At 59.5% G+C, this 13,703-nt stretch carries 16 protein-coding genes; 11 read left to right on the plus strand and 5 right to left on the minus strand.

Features of this window, described 5'->3' with window-relative positions:
- The first annotated feature begins 169 nt into the window (after positions 1–169).
- From MP439_09325 to aroA, 8 genes are read left to right on the plus strand one after another with little or no spacing between them, the layout of a single operon-like run.
- Positions 170–1,522, plus strand: a complete 1,353-nt coding sequence (locus MP439_09325) for an FAD-binding oxidoreductase (GenBank protein MCI2976260.1) — start codon at positions 170–172, stop codon at positions 1,520–1,522.
- Positions 1,522–2,781, plus strand: a complete 1,260-nt coding sequence (locus MP439_09330) for a 4Fe-4S dicluster domain-containing protein (protein MCI2976261.1) — start codon at positions 1,522–1,524, stop codon at positions 2,779–2,781. Before MP439_09325 ends, MP439_09330 begins: the two co-directional genes overlap by 1 nt.
- Positions 2,778–3,251, plus strand: coding sequence for a GNAT family N-acetyltransferase (locus MP439_09335; GenBank protein MCI2976262.1), 474 nt, complete (start codon positions 2,778–2,780; stop codon positions 3,249–3,251). The genes MP439_09330 and MP439_09335 overlap by 4 nt, the downstream gene beginning before the upstream one ends.
- A gap of 38 nt (positions 3,252–3,289) precedes the next feature.
- Positions 3,290–3,952: a hypothetical protein gene (locus MP439_09340; GenBank protein MCI2976263.1), complete on the plus strand. Its 663-nt coding sequence runs from the start codon at positions 3,290–3,292 to the stop codon at positions 3,950–3,952.
- The gene (scpB, locus tag MP439_09345; protein MCI2976264.1) at positions 3,945–4,565 is read left to right on the plus strand and encodes an SMC-Scp complex subunit ScpB; all 621 of its coding nucleotides are present in this window, start codon (positions 3,945–3,947) and stop codon (positions 4,563–4,565) included. The genes MP439_09340 and scpB overlap by 8 nt, the downstream gene beginning before the upstream one ends.
- Before the next feature lie 20 nt (positions 4,566–4,585).
- Complete coding sequence (locus MP439_09350) at positions 4,586–5,269, plus strand: rRNA pseudouridine synthase (GenBank protein MCI2976265.1); 684 nt, start codon at positions 4,586–4,588, stop codon at positions 5,267–5,269.
- A gap of 43 nt (positions 5,270–5,312) precedes the next feature.
- Entirely contained in the window at positions 5,313–5,642 is a 330-nt protein-coding gene (gene aroH, locus MP439_09355; GenBank protein MCI2976266.1) for a chorismate mutase, read from the plus strand.
- Positions 5,643–5,648: 6 nt separating this feature from the next.
- Positions 5,649–6,971, plus strand: a complete 1,323-nt coding sequence (aroA, locus tag MP439_09360) for a 3-phosphoshikimate 1-carboxyvinyltransferase (protein MCI2976267.1) — start codon at positions 5,649–5,651, stop codon at positions 6,969–6,971.
- A 327-nt stretch (positions 6,972–7,298) separates the two neighbouring features.
- Here aroA and MP439_09365 read toward each other — a convergent pair whose 3' ends face one another.
- Genes MP439_09365 through MP439_09375 form a run of 3 tightly spaced genes read right to left on the minus strand, consistent with a single transcriptional unit; the run spans position 7,299 to position 8,801 of the window.
- Positions 7,299–7,772 (minus strand): MarR family winged helix-turn-helix transcriptional regulator, encoded by a 474-nt coding sequence (locus MP439_09365; GenBank protein MCI2976268.1) that lies wholly within the window; start codon positions 7,770–7,772, stop codon positions 7,299–7,301.
- The gene (locus MP439_09370; GenBank protein MCI2976269.1) at positions 7,765–8,154 is read right to left on the minus strand and encodes a carboxymuconolactone decarboxylase family protein; all 390 of its coding nucleotides are present in this window, start codon (positions 8,152–8,154) and stop codon (positions 7,765–7,767) included. Before MP439_09370 ends, MP439_09365 begins: the two co-directional genes overlap by 8 nt.
- The gene (locus MP439_09375; GenBank protein ID MCI2976270.1) at positions 8,154–8,801 is read right to left on the minus strand and encodes a class II aldolase/adducin family protein; all 648 of its coding nucleotides are present in this window, start codon (positions 8,799–8,801) and stop codon (positions 8,154–8,156) included. Before MP439_09375 ends, MP439_09370 begins: the two co-directional genes overlap by 1 nt.
- A 569-nt stretch (positions 8,802–9,370) precedes the next feature.
- On the opposite strand from MP439_09375, the gene MP439_09380 reads away from it, so the two are divergent.
- Positions 9,371–10,123, plus strand: a complete 753-nt coding sequence (locus MP439_09380; GenBank protein ID MCI2976271.1) for an SDR family oxidoreductase — start codon at positions 9,371–9,373, stop codon at positions 10,121–10,123.
- A 307-nt stretch (positions 10,124–10,430) separates the two neighbouring features.
- Here the strand turns inward: MP439_09380 and MP439_09385 are convergent, their stop codons facing one another.
- Both MP439_09385 and htpX read right to left on the minus strand, forming a co-directional pair.
- Positions 10,431–11,000: a hypothetical protein gene (locus MP439_09385; protein ID MCI2976272.1), complete on the minus strand. Its 570-nt coding sequence runs from the start codon at positions 10,998–11,000 to the stop codon at positions 10,431–10,433.
- A complete protein-coding gene (htpX, locus tag MP439_09390) occupies positions 11,001–11,954 on the minus strand; it encodes a zinc metalloprotease HtpX (protein ID MCI2976273.1) in 954 nt (317 codons plus the stop codon).
- Positions 11,955–12,174: 220 nt separating this feature from the next.
- On the opposite strand from htpX, the gene MP439_09395 reads away from it, so the two are divergent.
- On the plus strand, positions 12,175–12,783 hold the full coding sequence (locus MP439_09395; GenBank protein MCI2976274.1) for a (d)CMP kinase: 609 nt from the start codon (positions 12,175–12,177) through the stop codon (positions 12,781–12,783).
- Positions 12,783–13,484, plus strand: coding sequence for a 1-acyl-sn-glycerol-3-phosphate acyltransferase (locus MP439_09400; protein ID MCI2976275.1), 702 nt, complete (start codon positions 12,783–12,785; stop codon positions 13,482–13,484). The genes MP439_09395 and MP439_09400 overlap by 1 nt, the downstream gene beginning before the upstream one ends.
- Positions 13,485–13,703 lie beyond the last annotated feature (219 nt).

The following is a 13,703-nucleotide window of genomic DNA, read 5'->3' on the forward strand; positions in this document are numbered from 1 at the left end:
GCCATATGACCAGTGGAGCCCCCGACCCCCTGGGCCATGGCTCAGCGCGTGCGAGGCGGTTGGACAAGTAAGGGAGCTGGGTAATGTACGTGATTGATGCCGACCGCGCGCCGTTGACGACACCCGCCACGGCGGCTATGGAGACAAGAGCCAAGGCGGTGCTACCTCGATGGTAAACAAGTCCCAAGGCCAGGGCCCCAGAGCCAATCAGGCGAGCGCTGGTACGGCCAAAACCAAGCAAACGAGGGCCAAGTCGACCCAGGCTACGACGTCAATCTCCAAGGCATCGCCTACGCAATCACCAGAGCAAGACGCCCCAGGCGTCGAGCTGGTGACCCCACAAGATATTGGGGAACTGGTGGCTTGGCTACGAGGGCTCGATCCTGGCATAAAGATTCGAGCCCAAGGATTGGGAACGAATCAACTTGAGCCCCTCGACGATCGTGTGATCGTCAACACCCAGGGTTTTGATCGAATCGAGCATCGGGTGGAGGATTTCTCTGTCTCGGTTGGAGCGGGCGTCGCGTGGGATCAGCTCCAGGCTCGGCTAGCCAGTACCCATCAGCGCATAGCCATCGATGGACCAGAGCCGGGGACCGTGGGTGCTATGGTCGCTACTGGTGCGCGTGGCGGCCTCATTCATCGTTGGGGGCCGATGCGTGATCAGATCATCGGGATGACGGTCGTGTTGGCTGATGGTACCGTTGCTCATAGTGGGGGGACCGTTATCAAGAATGTGGCTGGATACGATTTAGCCAAGCTTTTCACCAACGCGAGGGGGCGCTATGGCATCATTACCGAGGTGGTGTTTCGAACCCATCCGCTCCCCCCGACCGAACGCACGCTGGTAGTAGCACTCGCCAGTTGGGACGCTAGCGATCGATCGGTGGCGATCGGTGAAGTCCACGAGATCGTTACCAAGCTGCGTGGGTCAATGGTAGCGCTCAGTGCGATGGATCTTGCCGGCGGGTTGCTCTTTAGCCGTATCGAGGGTGATCAGGCGGTCATTGAGTCAAGGGTGACACGGCTACAAGCGAGTCTGGGCACCAAGGAGGTGACGGTGCTCGACCACGACGAGTCGCTCGCCCACTGGAGAGCGTTGACGGCGTCGCAGAGTCCGGTTGTGGGGTCGGTCGTCGTCGGCATTACCGCGAGAAGCTCTCATCTCATCTCGATCCTCGATGAGATCGACCGAGATTGTGGTGTGATCCTGGGAGATGTCGTTCACCTTGGGGCTGGGGTTGCGGAGGTGACGTTGTCGGGCACTGGGCTTAGCGAACAAATCGAACCGATGAGATCATCATTGGCACGCGCTGGGGCAGGTATGGAGCTGCGAGCAAGCAACGGGGTTATGACTGCTTTGTCGAGCGATCGGTTCCACGTGGAGCCGAATCCATTGGCCCTCTCAGACACCGCAGCTTTGCATCGATATCGTCAGCAACCTCAGGGGACTACGTCTGGCCCCAGTGCTCTCGTGCAAGCCATTGCCCAGGTTTTTGATCCCGACGGGAGGTTTAGCTAGTGGAATACACGTCGACGATTCGAGCGACCGATGCGAAGGCCATTGAGTCCTTGAGCGCACCCTGTGTCCATTGTGGGTTTTGCCTCGCTGCTTGCCCTACCTATGCAGTTACGGGCATGGAGAACGACTCGCCTCGTGGGAGGATATGGTTGCTCGCGGACGCGGCGAGACGCGGCGAGCTCTCTTCGGCGATGCGCATCCACATCGACCGTTGTATCGGATGTGAAGCCTGTGTACCTGCGTGTCCCTCGGGAGTACGCTATGACAAGCTGATCGATCTTGCCAGAGGCGTGGTGAACAGCAATCGGTCACCGGTTGACAAAGCGAGCCGAGTGGGCCTGACGACGGCGTTCGCGGCTGCAGCCAAGGTCGCTCCCTTGGTTGGGCCATCCCAGGCTCTGGCTCGACGTGTCACCAATGTCGCGGGGCGTTCTCATCTCGTGCGTAGCGCTTTGGGCCGCCTTGGCCCCATCGAGACCGTTGTCAAACAGGCATCGACTATTAAGCCCCAAGCGTCAGAGCCGATCGAGACCTCCATGGTCGCCAACGAGCGAGGTCGAGTCGTCCTGTTGGCTGGATGTATCGGAGCCGTACTTTTTGCTGGGGTGAACGCAGACACGGTTCGTGTGCTCAATGCCGAGAGGATCTCGGTGATCGTGCCACGGGAGCAGGGGTGTTGCGGCGCACTTGCCTCGCACGCGGGCCGTCGTCGGTCAGCGAGACGACACGCGTCGGCGTTGATCGCTGCTCTTGACGTTGGAGGCGTTGACGCGATTGTCACCAATTCGGCTGGGTGTGGAGCGATGATGAAGGACTATGGTGAGTTGCTTGATGGTGACCCGCTCGCGGCGCGCTTCGCCGATCAGGTGGTTGATGTCATGGAGTACCTTGCGCGTTTCGAACCCGTTGGTCACTACATGACCATGGATCGCTCCATCCTTTATCAGGAGCCGTGCCATCTCGCTTTTGCCCAGGGGATCAGACAAGATCCCATCAACGTCCTTGCGCGCATCAGCGGCCTCGAGGTTGAGGTGGTGGGTGGACCCAATTGCTGTGGCGCCGGCGGTCTCTATTCGATCATGCAGCCCGATCTGGCTCGCCAGGTCGGTGAGGCTAAACGCGATGCAATCCTCGCGACCGGTAGGGATCTGATGGTCTCTGCCAACCCAGGTTGTGCGATCCAGCTGGGTTCGTTGCTCGGTGACGAGGTTCAGGTCACACATCCGATATCGCTCATGGCTGAGGCGCTCGGAGTATGAGCGCTCGGCTGCGAGTCACCGTTGAACTGGGCCATGTAACACCGGAGGTGATTGAGTTGCGTGCGCGCATCCTGCGAGCTGGACAGGATCGTTCCACCGCGTACTTTCCAGGCGACGAGGCACCCGATGCGCTCCACGCACTCGCCTGGCATGATGGCGAGGTAGTCGGCGTTGGCAGCCTTATTCCAGAGGCCTACGAGCATCAAATGGCACGTCGACTGCGCGGTATGGCCGTTGAGGGATCGTATCGGGGCCTTGGGGTGGGCTCGGCCATCCTGGAGGTGTTGCTCGGTCTTGACCCCGGGTCAGAGCCTGACGCTACGCGTCGAAACCGAGTGGAGCTGGTTTGGTGTCTTGCGCGGGTGCGAGCGCGTAGTCTGTATGAACGGTATGGGTTTGTGGTCGTGGGGGATGAGTTTGTGATCGAGCCGATAGGGCCCCATGTTCGAATGGTACGCCAACCGCGATGAGGCGATTGTCTGACACGCTGGAGTTGGTGCGTAGCCAGATGGTCGAGCTAATCGACGTTCGTCTTGGTGAGCTCTTTGTACAGCTTGGGGAGCTAGACGATGTCGATACACTCAGCCTTGAGCTGGTCGCCGGGACCTGGCTGATGAGGATGAAGATGCACTGGCTGCTCGATCAAGATGACGATGAGGTGATCGAGGACGAGGAGCTGGACCGTGCCCTTGAGGGGATTCTTCTCGGGTTGGTCGAGAAGGCGATCTACGCATCGGCGTCCAAAGCGATGCGTACCCGTCTTGAAGCCACCGCCGCGACGCTCCCGGTGTCGCTCGAGGCGTCCGAACTTGTCGAGGATCGCGACTCTTCGGTGGTGTTTGCATCCTCCGAGCTTGGCGAAGCCATCGCACGGGCCCTCGCACGGGCATCCGCTAGTGCTGAGGCTGGACCGACGCCGCTTGAACGCTCCTCGGTGGACGTGGTGGGCATCGGACTCAACTTTTTGGCTCGCCTCGAGCGCATGTCCTCCTTTAGTGCCATGATCGCAGGGGCTTCAGGCGTTGAAGTGATTGTCAGCTTCGTGATTCTGCTCGAAGCCCATGCTTTTGGGGCAATTGGCTTAGCCCAAGTCGGTGATGACATCGAGGTTGCGGTCCTTGATGCCGGGCGTCTGGGTTTGGTAACGGAGATGGTTCGTACCCTTGGTTGAGCGTGACTTTTTAGAGCTTGGCCCCGAACTCGATGATGAGGCGGTATCGGCATCGGTTAAGGCGGCGGCACGAGTGATCGAAGGGATCCTCTCGCTTGGTGTTGGGCCGGTTGGACTCGATGCTTTGGCCGAGTTCCTCGAACTCGAGATCTCGATCGTCGCCCTGGCTATCGAGCATCTTGCCACGGACCTGATTGAGCTCGATCGTGCGACCAGGGTGATCAAGGTGGCCAATGGCTACGTGTTAAAGACCGCCCCCGATCTAGCTGGTATTCTCGGTCGATACCTCTCTGAGGATCAGAGCCCAACACTCTCCGCCGCCGCGATGGAGGCACTCGCTGTGGTGGCCTATCTTCAGCCGGTTTCGAGAGCGCAGGTCTCCGAGATCCGCGGCGTGAGCTCTGATGGCGTGATGCGCTTGCTTGTCGATCGTGGCCTTATCGCCGGTGACCGTCGTCGCGCCAAGACTGGAGAGCCGATTCTTTTTACGACAACGGAGCTCTTTCTCGAACGGTTCGGACTCGAGGAACTCGCCGCCCTCCCTGCACTGGCCGACTTCGTACCCTCGGCAGAGCTGGTTGAAGCACTTGAGGAGTCACGACGGAATCGATAGGTGAACGACTGCAGAAGGTCTTGGCGACGCGTGGCTATGGATCGAGACGGGTCTGTGAACTGTTGATCGAGGAGGGTCGAGTCACCGTTAACGGTGAGGTTGCCCGTCTCGGCTGTCGAGTCAGTGTAGCAGATGTCGTCTTGGTCGACGGGGCGCCGGTCGGGCTCGCCGCTTCGCTTGAGTACAAGCTGCTCAACAAGCCGGCCGGTGTCGTCTCCACCGCTCATGACCCTCAGGGTCGCACGACGGTCGTGGATCTCGTTCCAAGCACAAGCAGGATCTATCCGGTTGGTCGTCTCGATTTTGCGAGCGAGGGTTTGTTGATCCTTACGAACGATGGCCCGTTCGCCGACTACCTGATGCACCCACGAGGTGGGGTTGAGAAGGAGTATCTGGTGGCCCTTGATCGCCGCGTCACCTCGCAACTCGTTGCCACCTTGCGTCGGGGTATTGAACTCGACGGAGAGTTTCTGGTTGCCAAGCGGGTAGGCCAGCTTTCCGATCGTACCCTTCGTGTCGTGCTCAAGCAGGGCAAGAATCGCCAGATTCGGCGCATGGTTGGCGCCTGTGGTTTCGAAGTCACCCGCCTGGTGCGGACGCGAATCGGCTCGTTGACAGATCCGAACCTTGTCCCTGGGGCATCGCGTGACATCACCAGCACCGAGTTGATCGCATTGCGTGCGGGTGCCCAAGTGAACAGCTAACCTGTCACCCATGGGAATTCGAGCGGTACGAGGTGCAACAACGGTGGAGGCGGATACCTCCGCGGCGATCGATGAGAGCGTGCGTGAGTTGGTAACTGCGATGCTTGAACGTAACCATCTGTCGAAGGATCAACTCATCAGTCTGTTCTTTACGGCGACACCGGATCTGCATGCAATGTTTCCCGCAGCCGCGGCCCGCGCCATCGGCCTTGGCGATGTACCCTTGATCTGTGCGCAAGAGTTGTTGATCGAAGGTGCCGTAACCCACTGCGTCCGGGTGATGATGCACATCGAGGATGATCGGGATCGCAACCAGATCCACCACGTTTATCTGCGGGGGGCGATCGGTCTGCGTGACGATCTCCCTGAGTAGTGCGCAATGCTTGCTCGAATCACCTCGATTGATCCATCGTTTGCTGGCACGCTGGTACCGCCCCCGGACAAGTCCATCAGTCATCGTGCACTCTTGTTTTCGCTCCTAGCCGAGGGTACGTCCAGGCTAGCCCATCTCAGTGGAGCTGACGATGTCGCGGCAACCGCCAGGATGATCGAGCAATTTGGGGCGTCAATCGTTGCCGACGGGGCCGAAACCCTGGTACAAAGCCCTGGACTCTTTCACCTCGCAGAGCCGACTGAGGTCATCGACCTGGCGAACTCGGGTACCGGAGTTCGGCTTGGCATCGGTGTTGCCACCCTGGCACCTGGCATGACCGTCTTCACTGGCGATGCCTCGCTGCGAGAGCGACCGATGGCTCGCGTGCTCGCCCCTCTGCAACGGCTGGGGGCTTCCATTTGGGGTCGGGGTGAGGGCACCCGGCTGCCGGTCGCGGTCCACGCGAGCAAACTCCATGGCGGGACTATCGAGCTCAACGTGGCTTCGGCGCAGGTAAAGTCGGCGGTGTTGCTGGCGGGTTTGGGGATCGATGGTCAGGTGAGTGTCATCGAGCCATCGCTCAGTCGTCCCCATACCGAGGAGTTTTTGTGTCGATGTGATGTGCCCTTCGATGAGATCGTGGCTGACGATGGGTCCCATACGGTGAGCATTGCTGGTCCCACGCGACCGTCTCCGTTGCACTATCGGATTCCTAGCGACCCGTCGGCGGCGGCATTCTTTCTGGTGGGCGCCGCGGTGACGCCTGGGTCATCGGTTCATGTCGATGATACCTACCTAGGTCCAACACGCACGGGCTTCCTGGACGTCTTGGCTTCGATGGGTGCTCACATCGAGCGAGTCAATGACCAAAGCCTCACCGTCGTCGGTGCTTCGCTCGTCGGGACTCGGGTTGGGGGATCCATGGTGACGAGCCTCATCGATGAGATCCCCATTCTCTGTGTTGGGGCCGCCCTGGCCGACGGTGTAACGGTCTTTGATGATGTCGGCGAACTCCGGGTGAAGGAGAGTGACCGCATCGAGACGACCGCCGAGGCGCTTCGTGCCTTCGGGGTGAGAGTTGAAACCCTCGCCGAAGGTCTCATTGTCCATGGTGGGTTACGACCAGGATCGCTCGTGAGGCAGCATCGCCGGGTGGTGGCGCATTTCGATCACCGGATCGCGATGTCAGCGGCGGTGCTTGGGGTCATCGCTGGTGGGGTGACCGATATTGACGGTGTTGAGACCGTCGCGTCGAGCTATCCAGGTTTCTTTACCGATCTGGGTCAGCTGACCTCTGCCACGGTCGAGTTGATTGATGAAGAAACCTAGCGATCGGTGTCGGATGTAGCTAACCAAGCGCCGTGCTGGTACTGTGCTCCCGATCTCTTGCGCTCGTTGGTTAGATAGATAGCCATCTGTACTTCGCAGCTTTCGAGACATCTGTCGCATCGCGATGACCGGACCGACATGCGCCTGACTCCCTTGATCGTCGTCAGTGTCGGCTAAAGGTGACACTGGCCCGTACATGCGAGAAGGTCTGAAGAGCCCGGCTTCTCTTGGGTCCGGCTTAGATGGTATCGACTCTGCGGGGCTCGGGTCGCTGGCGTGTTGGTAACGAGCCAAGATGCAGGGCGTGGCCAAGACTATCTGTGCGAGCTAAGACTCCTTGGGTCGCTCATGGTCAATCCCAAGGACGGCCTCGAGCTGGCCAACGATTACGGCCAAAGCCTCGTAGTCAGAGGGGGAGAGTTGACCGATGGTCGATCGGGCGTGCTCGGCGCTGAGCGCGATCACCTCGTTGGTGAGTCGTGAACCCTCTGTTGTCAACGACAGCGTAACTTTGCGACCCCGCTGACCGACGTCGTCGACAATGATCAGCCCATCGCCAACGAGGCGATCGATCTCACGGCGGAGGTTGGAAGGGTCTGCCCCGATGAGGCGGGCCAGCTCTCTCAAACCAAGGTCGCCGCGTTCGCACAGCGCGCGGAGCACGGCGGCTTGAGGCTGTGTCAACCCAATCGTCGCGATGCGATCACCCCAGTCCGCACGGAGCCGACGTGCCAGCCGGGAGAGCCGAAAGCCAAGGTCACCGGTGAGCTGGCCGCTATCTGTCTGGGGGTCCTCAGTCATGACCCGAAGGAAACAGGGCCCCAACGATTTCGATGCCGCGGCTATAGGCTGGCATGCCGGCGGTGATGAGTGCTAGTTCGACGACACCGAGTAGCTCCCTAAGCGTTGCGCCGGCCTTCTTGGCTGCTCCTGCATGTAGGGAGGCCGCCTCCTCGCCAAGGGCGAGGAGTTGACCGAAGTGAACGAGTTGGCTTGTCTTGCGATCGAGTGGATTGTGCATGATCAGCTGATCTCGCAGTGCCTCAATCGCCACCATGCTCGACTCGCGATCGCCGCGGGTGTTGAGCCGAATTCGTTCGGTGATTGAGGCTGGTACGGTCCCCGTTAGGTCGCGGTAGCTCGCCTGAATCGATTCGGTGTTGATGCTGGCGTCACCTGACATCAGCGTACCCTGGCCATCGAGGCACGAATCGCCTCAAGAGCAGAGGCTGGGAGCGACTGAGCGCCGCCGAGGCCAGTCGCAGCTATCTCAGCCTCAGCAGCTTCTTCCAAGACGGTGAGAAGTTGCGCTGCGGCGAGGGGGTCTTTGCCAAAGACGAGGACTCCATGATTGCCAAGCAAGACTGTCTGGGTGTCTGGGTGGGCCTTGACAAGGTCGATGATGGCTGACACGGACTTCTCGGAGCCGCGTGGAGCCCACGGGGCTACCGGTACGTCGGTAGCTTGTCCCCAGCGAAGGAGGGCCTCGTACCGGCAGGGGAGGGCGACATTGGCCATCGCAAAGGCGAGCAGATGGGGTGAGTGAGTGTGGATGATCCCGCCAACCTCTGGACGCACCTTGTAGACCTCGGAGTGCATTGCAATGATTTCGGCATTGGTCGGATCCAGCTCACCGGCCATGACGGTGCCGTCGAGACCGACGGTGGCCAGCCGCTCTTCTGAGAGGTTCCTCACTTGGCCGTCGATGGTGAGAAGCATTTGACTGTCATTGAGCCGAGCCGATAGGTTTGCATGGCCCGTGTGCGACATGACGCCGTTGGCAAACAGCGCCTGCGAGGCTCGTACGATTAATTGTGCTTGGGTACTCATCTGATCTGTTCCTTCCTTCCTTTGGATGTTGTCGTATGGTTGTGGACTTCAAGATGGCTTGGTGTCTACTGGTCTATGTTCGCTTTTTGTCCTACTAGTAGTGTAGTAAAGACTACACCATGAAGGTGCGCAGTCCTGCAGCTTGGTTGCGATGCAGGTTTACGATCAACCGGGGTACGCTAGGCGTCCAATCGGCCGAGAGGTACAAGTCCACCTCCTCGCCAGATGGTTGGCATTGGCGGCTGGCCTTGGTCTCTTCGGCCGTCTATCGGCTTCAGTTGCTGGCGTGGCTGACATTTCGCCCTTGTCGGTCGTCAATTAGATCCGAGGGGTTTCGAGGCCTGGGCTCTTGTGAAGGCTTGACTCATGGAAAGGTCTGGATTGCAACAATGCTGTGGTTGCGCTATTGCCGATGGAGGCGTCCTTTGCGAGTTCCGTCATTGATCTACGGGTATAGTAAGTTTGAGCTTGTGAAGGTTCGCACGCAGCGATTCAAACAACCGAAGCGCTGGGGCGTGGGTCGCGAATTGGGTTGGTCGCGTTAGACCTATCACGAGAGGGGGCTGGGTATGGATCTCGGGTTGCGTGGTGCGAAGGCCTTGGTGACCGGTGGGTCAAGGGGGCTTGGACTCGGGGTTGCGCGCGCCCTGGTTGCCGAGAAGGCGGATGTGGTGATTGCATCGCGAGATGAGGTCGTCGCAAAGGCCGCGGTCGATGAGCTAGGTGTTGGCGCCGACTACCTTCCGGTGGATCTCGCGATCCCAGGGGGTGCGCGAGCCTTAGTTGGTCGCTTTGTCGAGCTTCATGGTCGCATCGATATTCTCGTCCTGAACGCCGGTGGGCCGCCGAGTGCCTCCTTTGGAGCGATGAGTCTCGCCCAACTCAACGAAGGCATCGGTGTGGCGCTTGAGCCGATGATAGAGTTGGTGGAGGCGGCGGCTCCGTTGATGATGACTCACCAGTGGGGTCGGATCGTCTCCATTAGTTCCTACGTGGTGCGCGAGCCGGACCCAGAGATGATGCCCTCCAACATCGCAAGGTCAGGTCTTCTTGCGTACCTGAAGGCAGCGTCGTTGACGCTCGCCAAGTTTCATGTCACCGTGAACTCGGTGCTGCCGGGGTTGCACGCGACGGAGCGGCTCGTGCGTTTGCGTGAGGCTGGTGTGGACCTGGATCGGATGTTAGAGCACGTCCCGATGGGCCACTTTGGTGACCCAGATGACTTTGGTGCCATGGTGGCGTATTTGTGTTCAAAGTGGGCTGGTTATATCACGGGTCAGGCGATCGCCGTCGATGGGGGAGCGAGTCGAGGACTCCTCTAGCTGGTCGATGGTGACAAGGTATCTTTGGTGGTTGCTTGTCGGCGATGTAACCGCATATGGAGGATTGGGTGCACGGTCGCGCTTCGCGCAACCCGGACTCCTTGTATCGAGCGCTCCCGGGTGAGGGCCTGCGTCGTGGCTGGTTGTACTGCGAGGCTCTCACAGGCATGACAACGACTCAGGAAGCAGCTCAAGCCGGAACCGGGCTCTGGGGTCGAAAATAGGTTCGGCCGTGGCACGTCTCAGGCCGGCTCCCCCAGCGCAAGATCTGGCAGGATCAGTTCGAACAGTGGGGGTCGATGGAGTGTTAGCTACTGAGCGGAATGTCCCAGAGCGGGAACCAGCGCTGCATATCCTCCTCAATCGGCAGATCTGTTCCGACGACCGCCTTCAAGGAGAGCTCTTTTTCATTGTCCCGACGCTCGTGGCCAACAGGGACAAATGGATAGAATGTGCCTCGCTTATACAGGTAGACCCAGTAGGCCATGCTCTGGTCGCCGGTGTCCTTGAACGGGTAGAGCGAGCAGAGAAGTTGCGGCGAGAAGCCATGGTCCTCGAGGCTTCGATTGACGGCGTGTGACGCAGTGACGACGGTCTCAAGGTCGTCTCCATCGAGCAGGACCCAGCGGTAGCCATAGGAGTCGGTCGACAACGACACCTTGACGTCGGTCATCTCCTTGAGGACGTCTTGGAACTCCGATTCGGTGTTGGCGAACGCCGCTCCTGAGGCCGGCTTAAACACCACGGCGGCTTGATTGACAGCAACAAGGTTCGCCGATACTTGCAAGGTGATCGCGGCACTCGAAAGGGCGAAGATCGAGTCAAGGTTCGCGTTGACCTGCTTGGATTTGCCCATGAGGGCGTCGAAAAAGCCCACCTACTCGGCCTTTCCGAGCTCTCGATCGAGTTCGTCAAGCTGTGCGATTCGCTTCTCGATGCTCGGATGGGTTGCAAACAGCCCCGATGCCAACGAAGGGTTGCGTGGGTTGATGGCGGGGGTGAAGAAGAAGGCGTTGAACGCTTGGGCGGTCCGCAGGTCACGAGTGGGGATCTGCCCCATGGTGCCCGAGATCCTCAGCAGCGCAGATTTGAGGGCTGCCGGTCGTCCGATCAGGATGGCTCCCGCGCGATCCGCGGCGAGCTCGCGATAGCGCGACAGCGCCCGAATCAGGAGGAAGCTGATGGCATACACGATGGCGGACACCAACATGATCAGCATCTCAAAGGCGATAATGTTGCCCCCACCGTTGCCACGACCGCCACCACGGCCACGGCCACCACCTCCTCCCATCATGCCACCGAAGATCTCTGAGTAGAACATGAGTCGGGTCAAAAGGCCGGCCAAGACCCCAAGGAACGAGGCAATGGTCATGACGGCGACGTCACGGTGAGCAACGTGGCTGAGCTCGTGTGCAAGGACGGCTTCAAGCTCCTGGGGGGGCAACCGACGAAGTAGACCGCGAGTCACGCAGACGACGGCATTTTTGGGGCTTCGACCGGTAGCGAAGGCGTTCGGGATGTCAAGCTCCGAGATGGCGATCTTTGGCATCGGCATGTCTGCAAGTGTCGTGAGTCGAGCGATAATCTGGTAGAGTTCCGGGGCCTGTTCCTGGGTGACCTCATGACCGTGCATTCCAAAGAGCGCGATTCGGTCTGAAAAATAGAACTGCGCCACCAAGAGCACCACCGCGATGATGATGACGGTGATGGCACCAACTCCCACAGCGATGAGGATGCCGAAGAAGAGGACATAGACCAAGCCGAGGAGGAAGAGGGTAAGGCCCATCCGTGCACTGAGCCCCCTATCCTTGACATACCGTGACTTTGCCATGGGACCACCTTTCTGGATCAACCCTCTTGGTTCAAGCTTGTGGATCGAACCTCTTGGAGTATTTGACGTGTGACGGACGCCCTAGATCTGACTCCTTTGTGGCACTAGGAACGTCGTCGTCCGTGCAAACTCTTACGGCTGCTATCCTAGCAGCTGGTCATCGGAATGTGGAGGCGGAGTCGGTGCGACGTATTCAGGAAGCATTGTCGTAGTGCCGCCGATGGTGGTCGCTATCGACGGGCCAGCAGGTTCGGGTAAGTCTACGGTCGCGACGATGCTCGCTCGTGTCCTCGGGGTGCCGATGCTTTCGACTGGCGTTTTCTTTCGGATCGTTGCCTGGGGTCTAACCGATGCCGAGCCCGCCGACGAGGTCGTTGATGCGTTCTTTGACACGCACACCATCGAGGTCGATCAGCATGTAGGACGTTTGGATGGTGTGGAACTCACCGAAGAGTTGCGATCGCAAGAGGTACGGGCGCGGCTGTCGATACTGTCGGCAAACCCATTGCTTCGTCGTCACATTTTGGCGCTCGAACGCCTGACGATTGAGCGCATGGGTGCCTGCGTGGTCGAGGGCAGGGATATCGGGTCGGTAGTGTGGCCGGATGCGGATTGTAAGTTTTTCTTGGTCGCTCGACGCGCGGTTCGCCTGGAGCGTCGACCCGAGGAGGGACAGAGGCTCTTTGAGCGCGACCATCATGACAGCACACGCTTCGATGCACCGCTCGCCATCGCCGATGACGCCTTTATCGTCGATAACTCCGATGAGGGGGTCGAGGCCTTGGTGGGCCGCATGCATGAGATCGTTCGACTCCGGACCGGGAGGTGATGGTGGATCGTTCGCGCTACATTGCTCCTTCAACCTTTGAACGCCGGTTCTACCAGGGCGCACAACGCATTGTCGAGGGCTTCAACGCTCGCTATTGGATGACAACCGTTCACTATGAGGAGGCGATGCCTCCGCCACCGTACATCTTGGCTCCAACGCATCGCTCAAATATCGATACGTTGCTTGTCGGCTCAGTAACTGGTGACCCGATGACCTACATGGCCAAGTCAGGTGTCTTTGCCAACTCAGTCCTTGCTCGCCTTTTGCGTTTGCTTGGAGGCTTTCCAGTCGATCGAGACGGGACCGATCGCGATGCAGTGGAGATCGCGCAGGCTGCGTTGGCCTCAGGTTCGAGTTTGGTCGTCTTTCCAGAGGGTACCCGCCGTCGCGGCATGCTGGTGACTGACCTAGAGGAGGGTGCCTCCTACCTCGCCTTAAAGGCACGGGTGCCGATCGTGCCTGTCGGTATCTATGGCTCCGAGTTAGCGATGCCGATTGGGGCAAAGGGTCTATACCCGGCACCAATCGCGATCGAGGTCGGCAGGGCAGTGTTTCCTCTGTCGGTTCGCCAAGGCGAACTGGCAACCACGCGCACGCGCCGCTCCGAAATCACAAGGCTCACGCTGCTCATAACCGATGAGTTGAATCGATTACGTGCCCAAGCCAAGCGCCAGCGAACGCTCTTGTTGCGAACGCTCTAAAGTGTAATGCCCCACCACCTGGAGAATTGGGACGACAAGACCTAAGCATCCCACGATGCGAGAGTGGTATAGGTTTCGTGAATCGTTCGAGTTAGGCGACCCTCTCGGTTACGGTGACGTCGAACCCGAGAGCCTCGATCCGCTGAGCCAGTCGCTTTACCTGAGCTTCGGGATCGTTGTGCTTCTCGAAGTAATCAGCCCCTAGATCTTGGTAGAGTT

It is taken from the genome of Ferrimicrobium sp., assembly GCA_022690815.1.
Taxonomy (GTDB): domain Bacteria; phylum Actinomycetota; class Acidimicrobiia; order Acidimicrobiales; family Acidimicrobiaceae; genus Ferrimicrobium.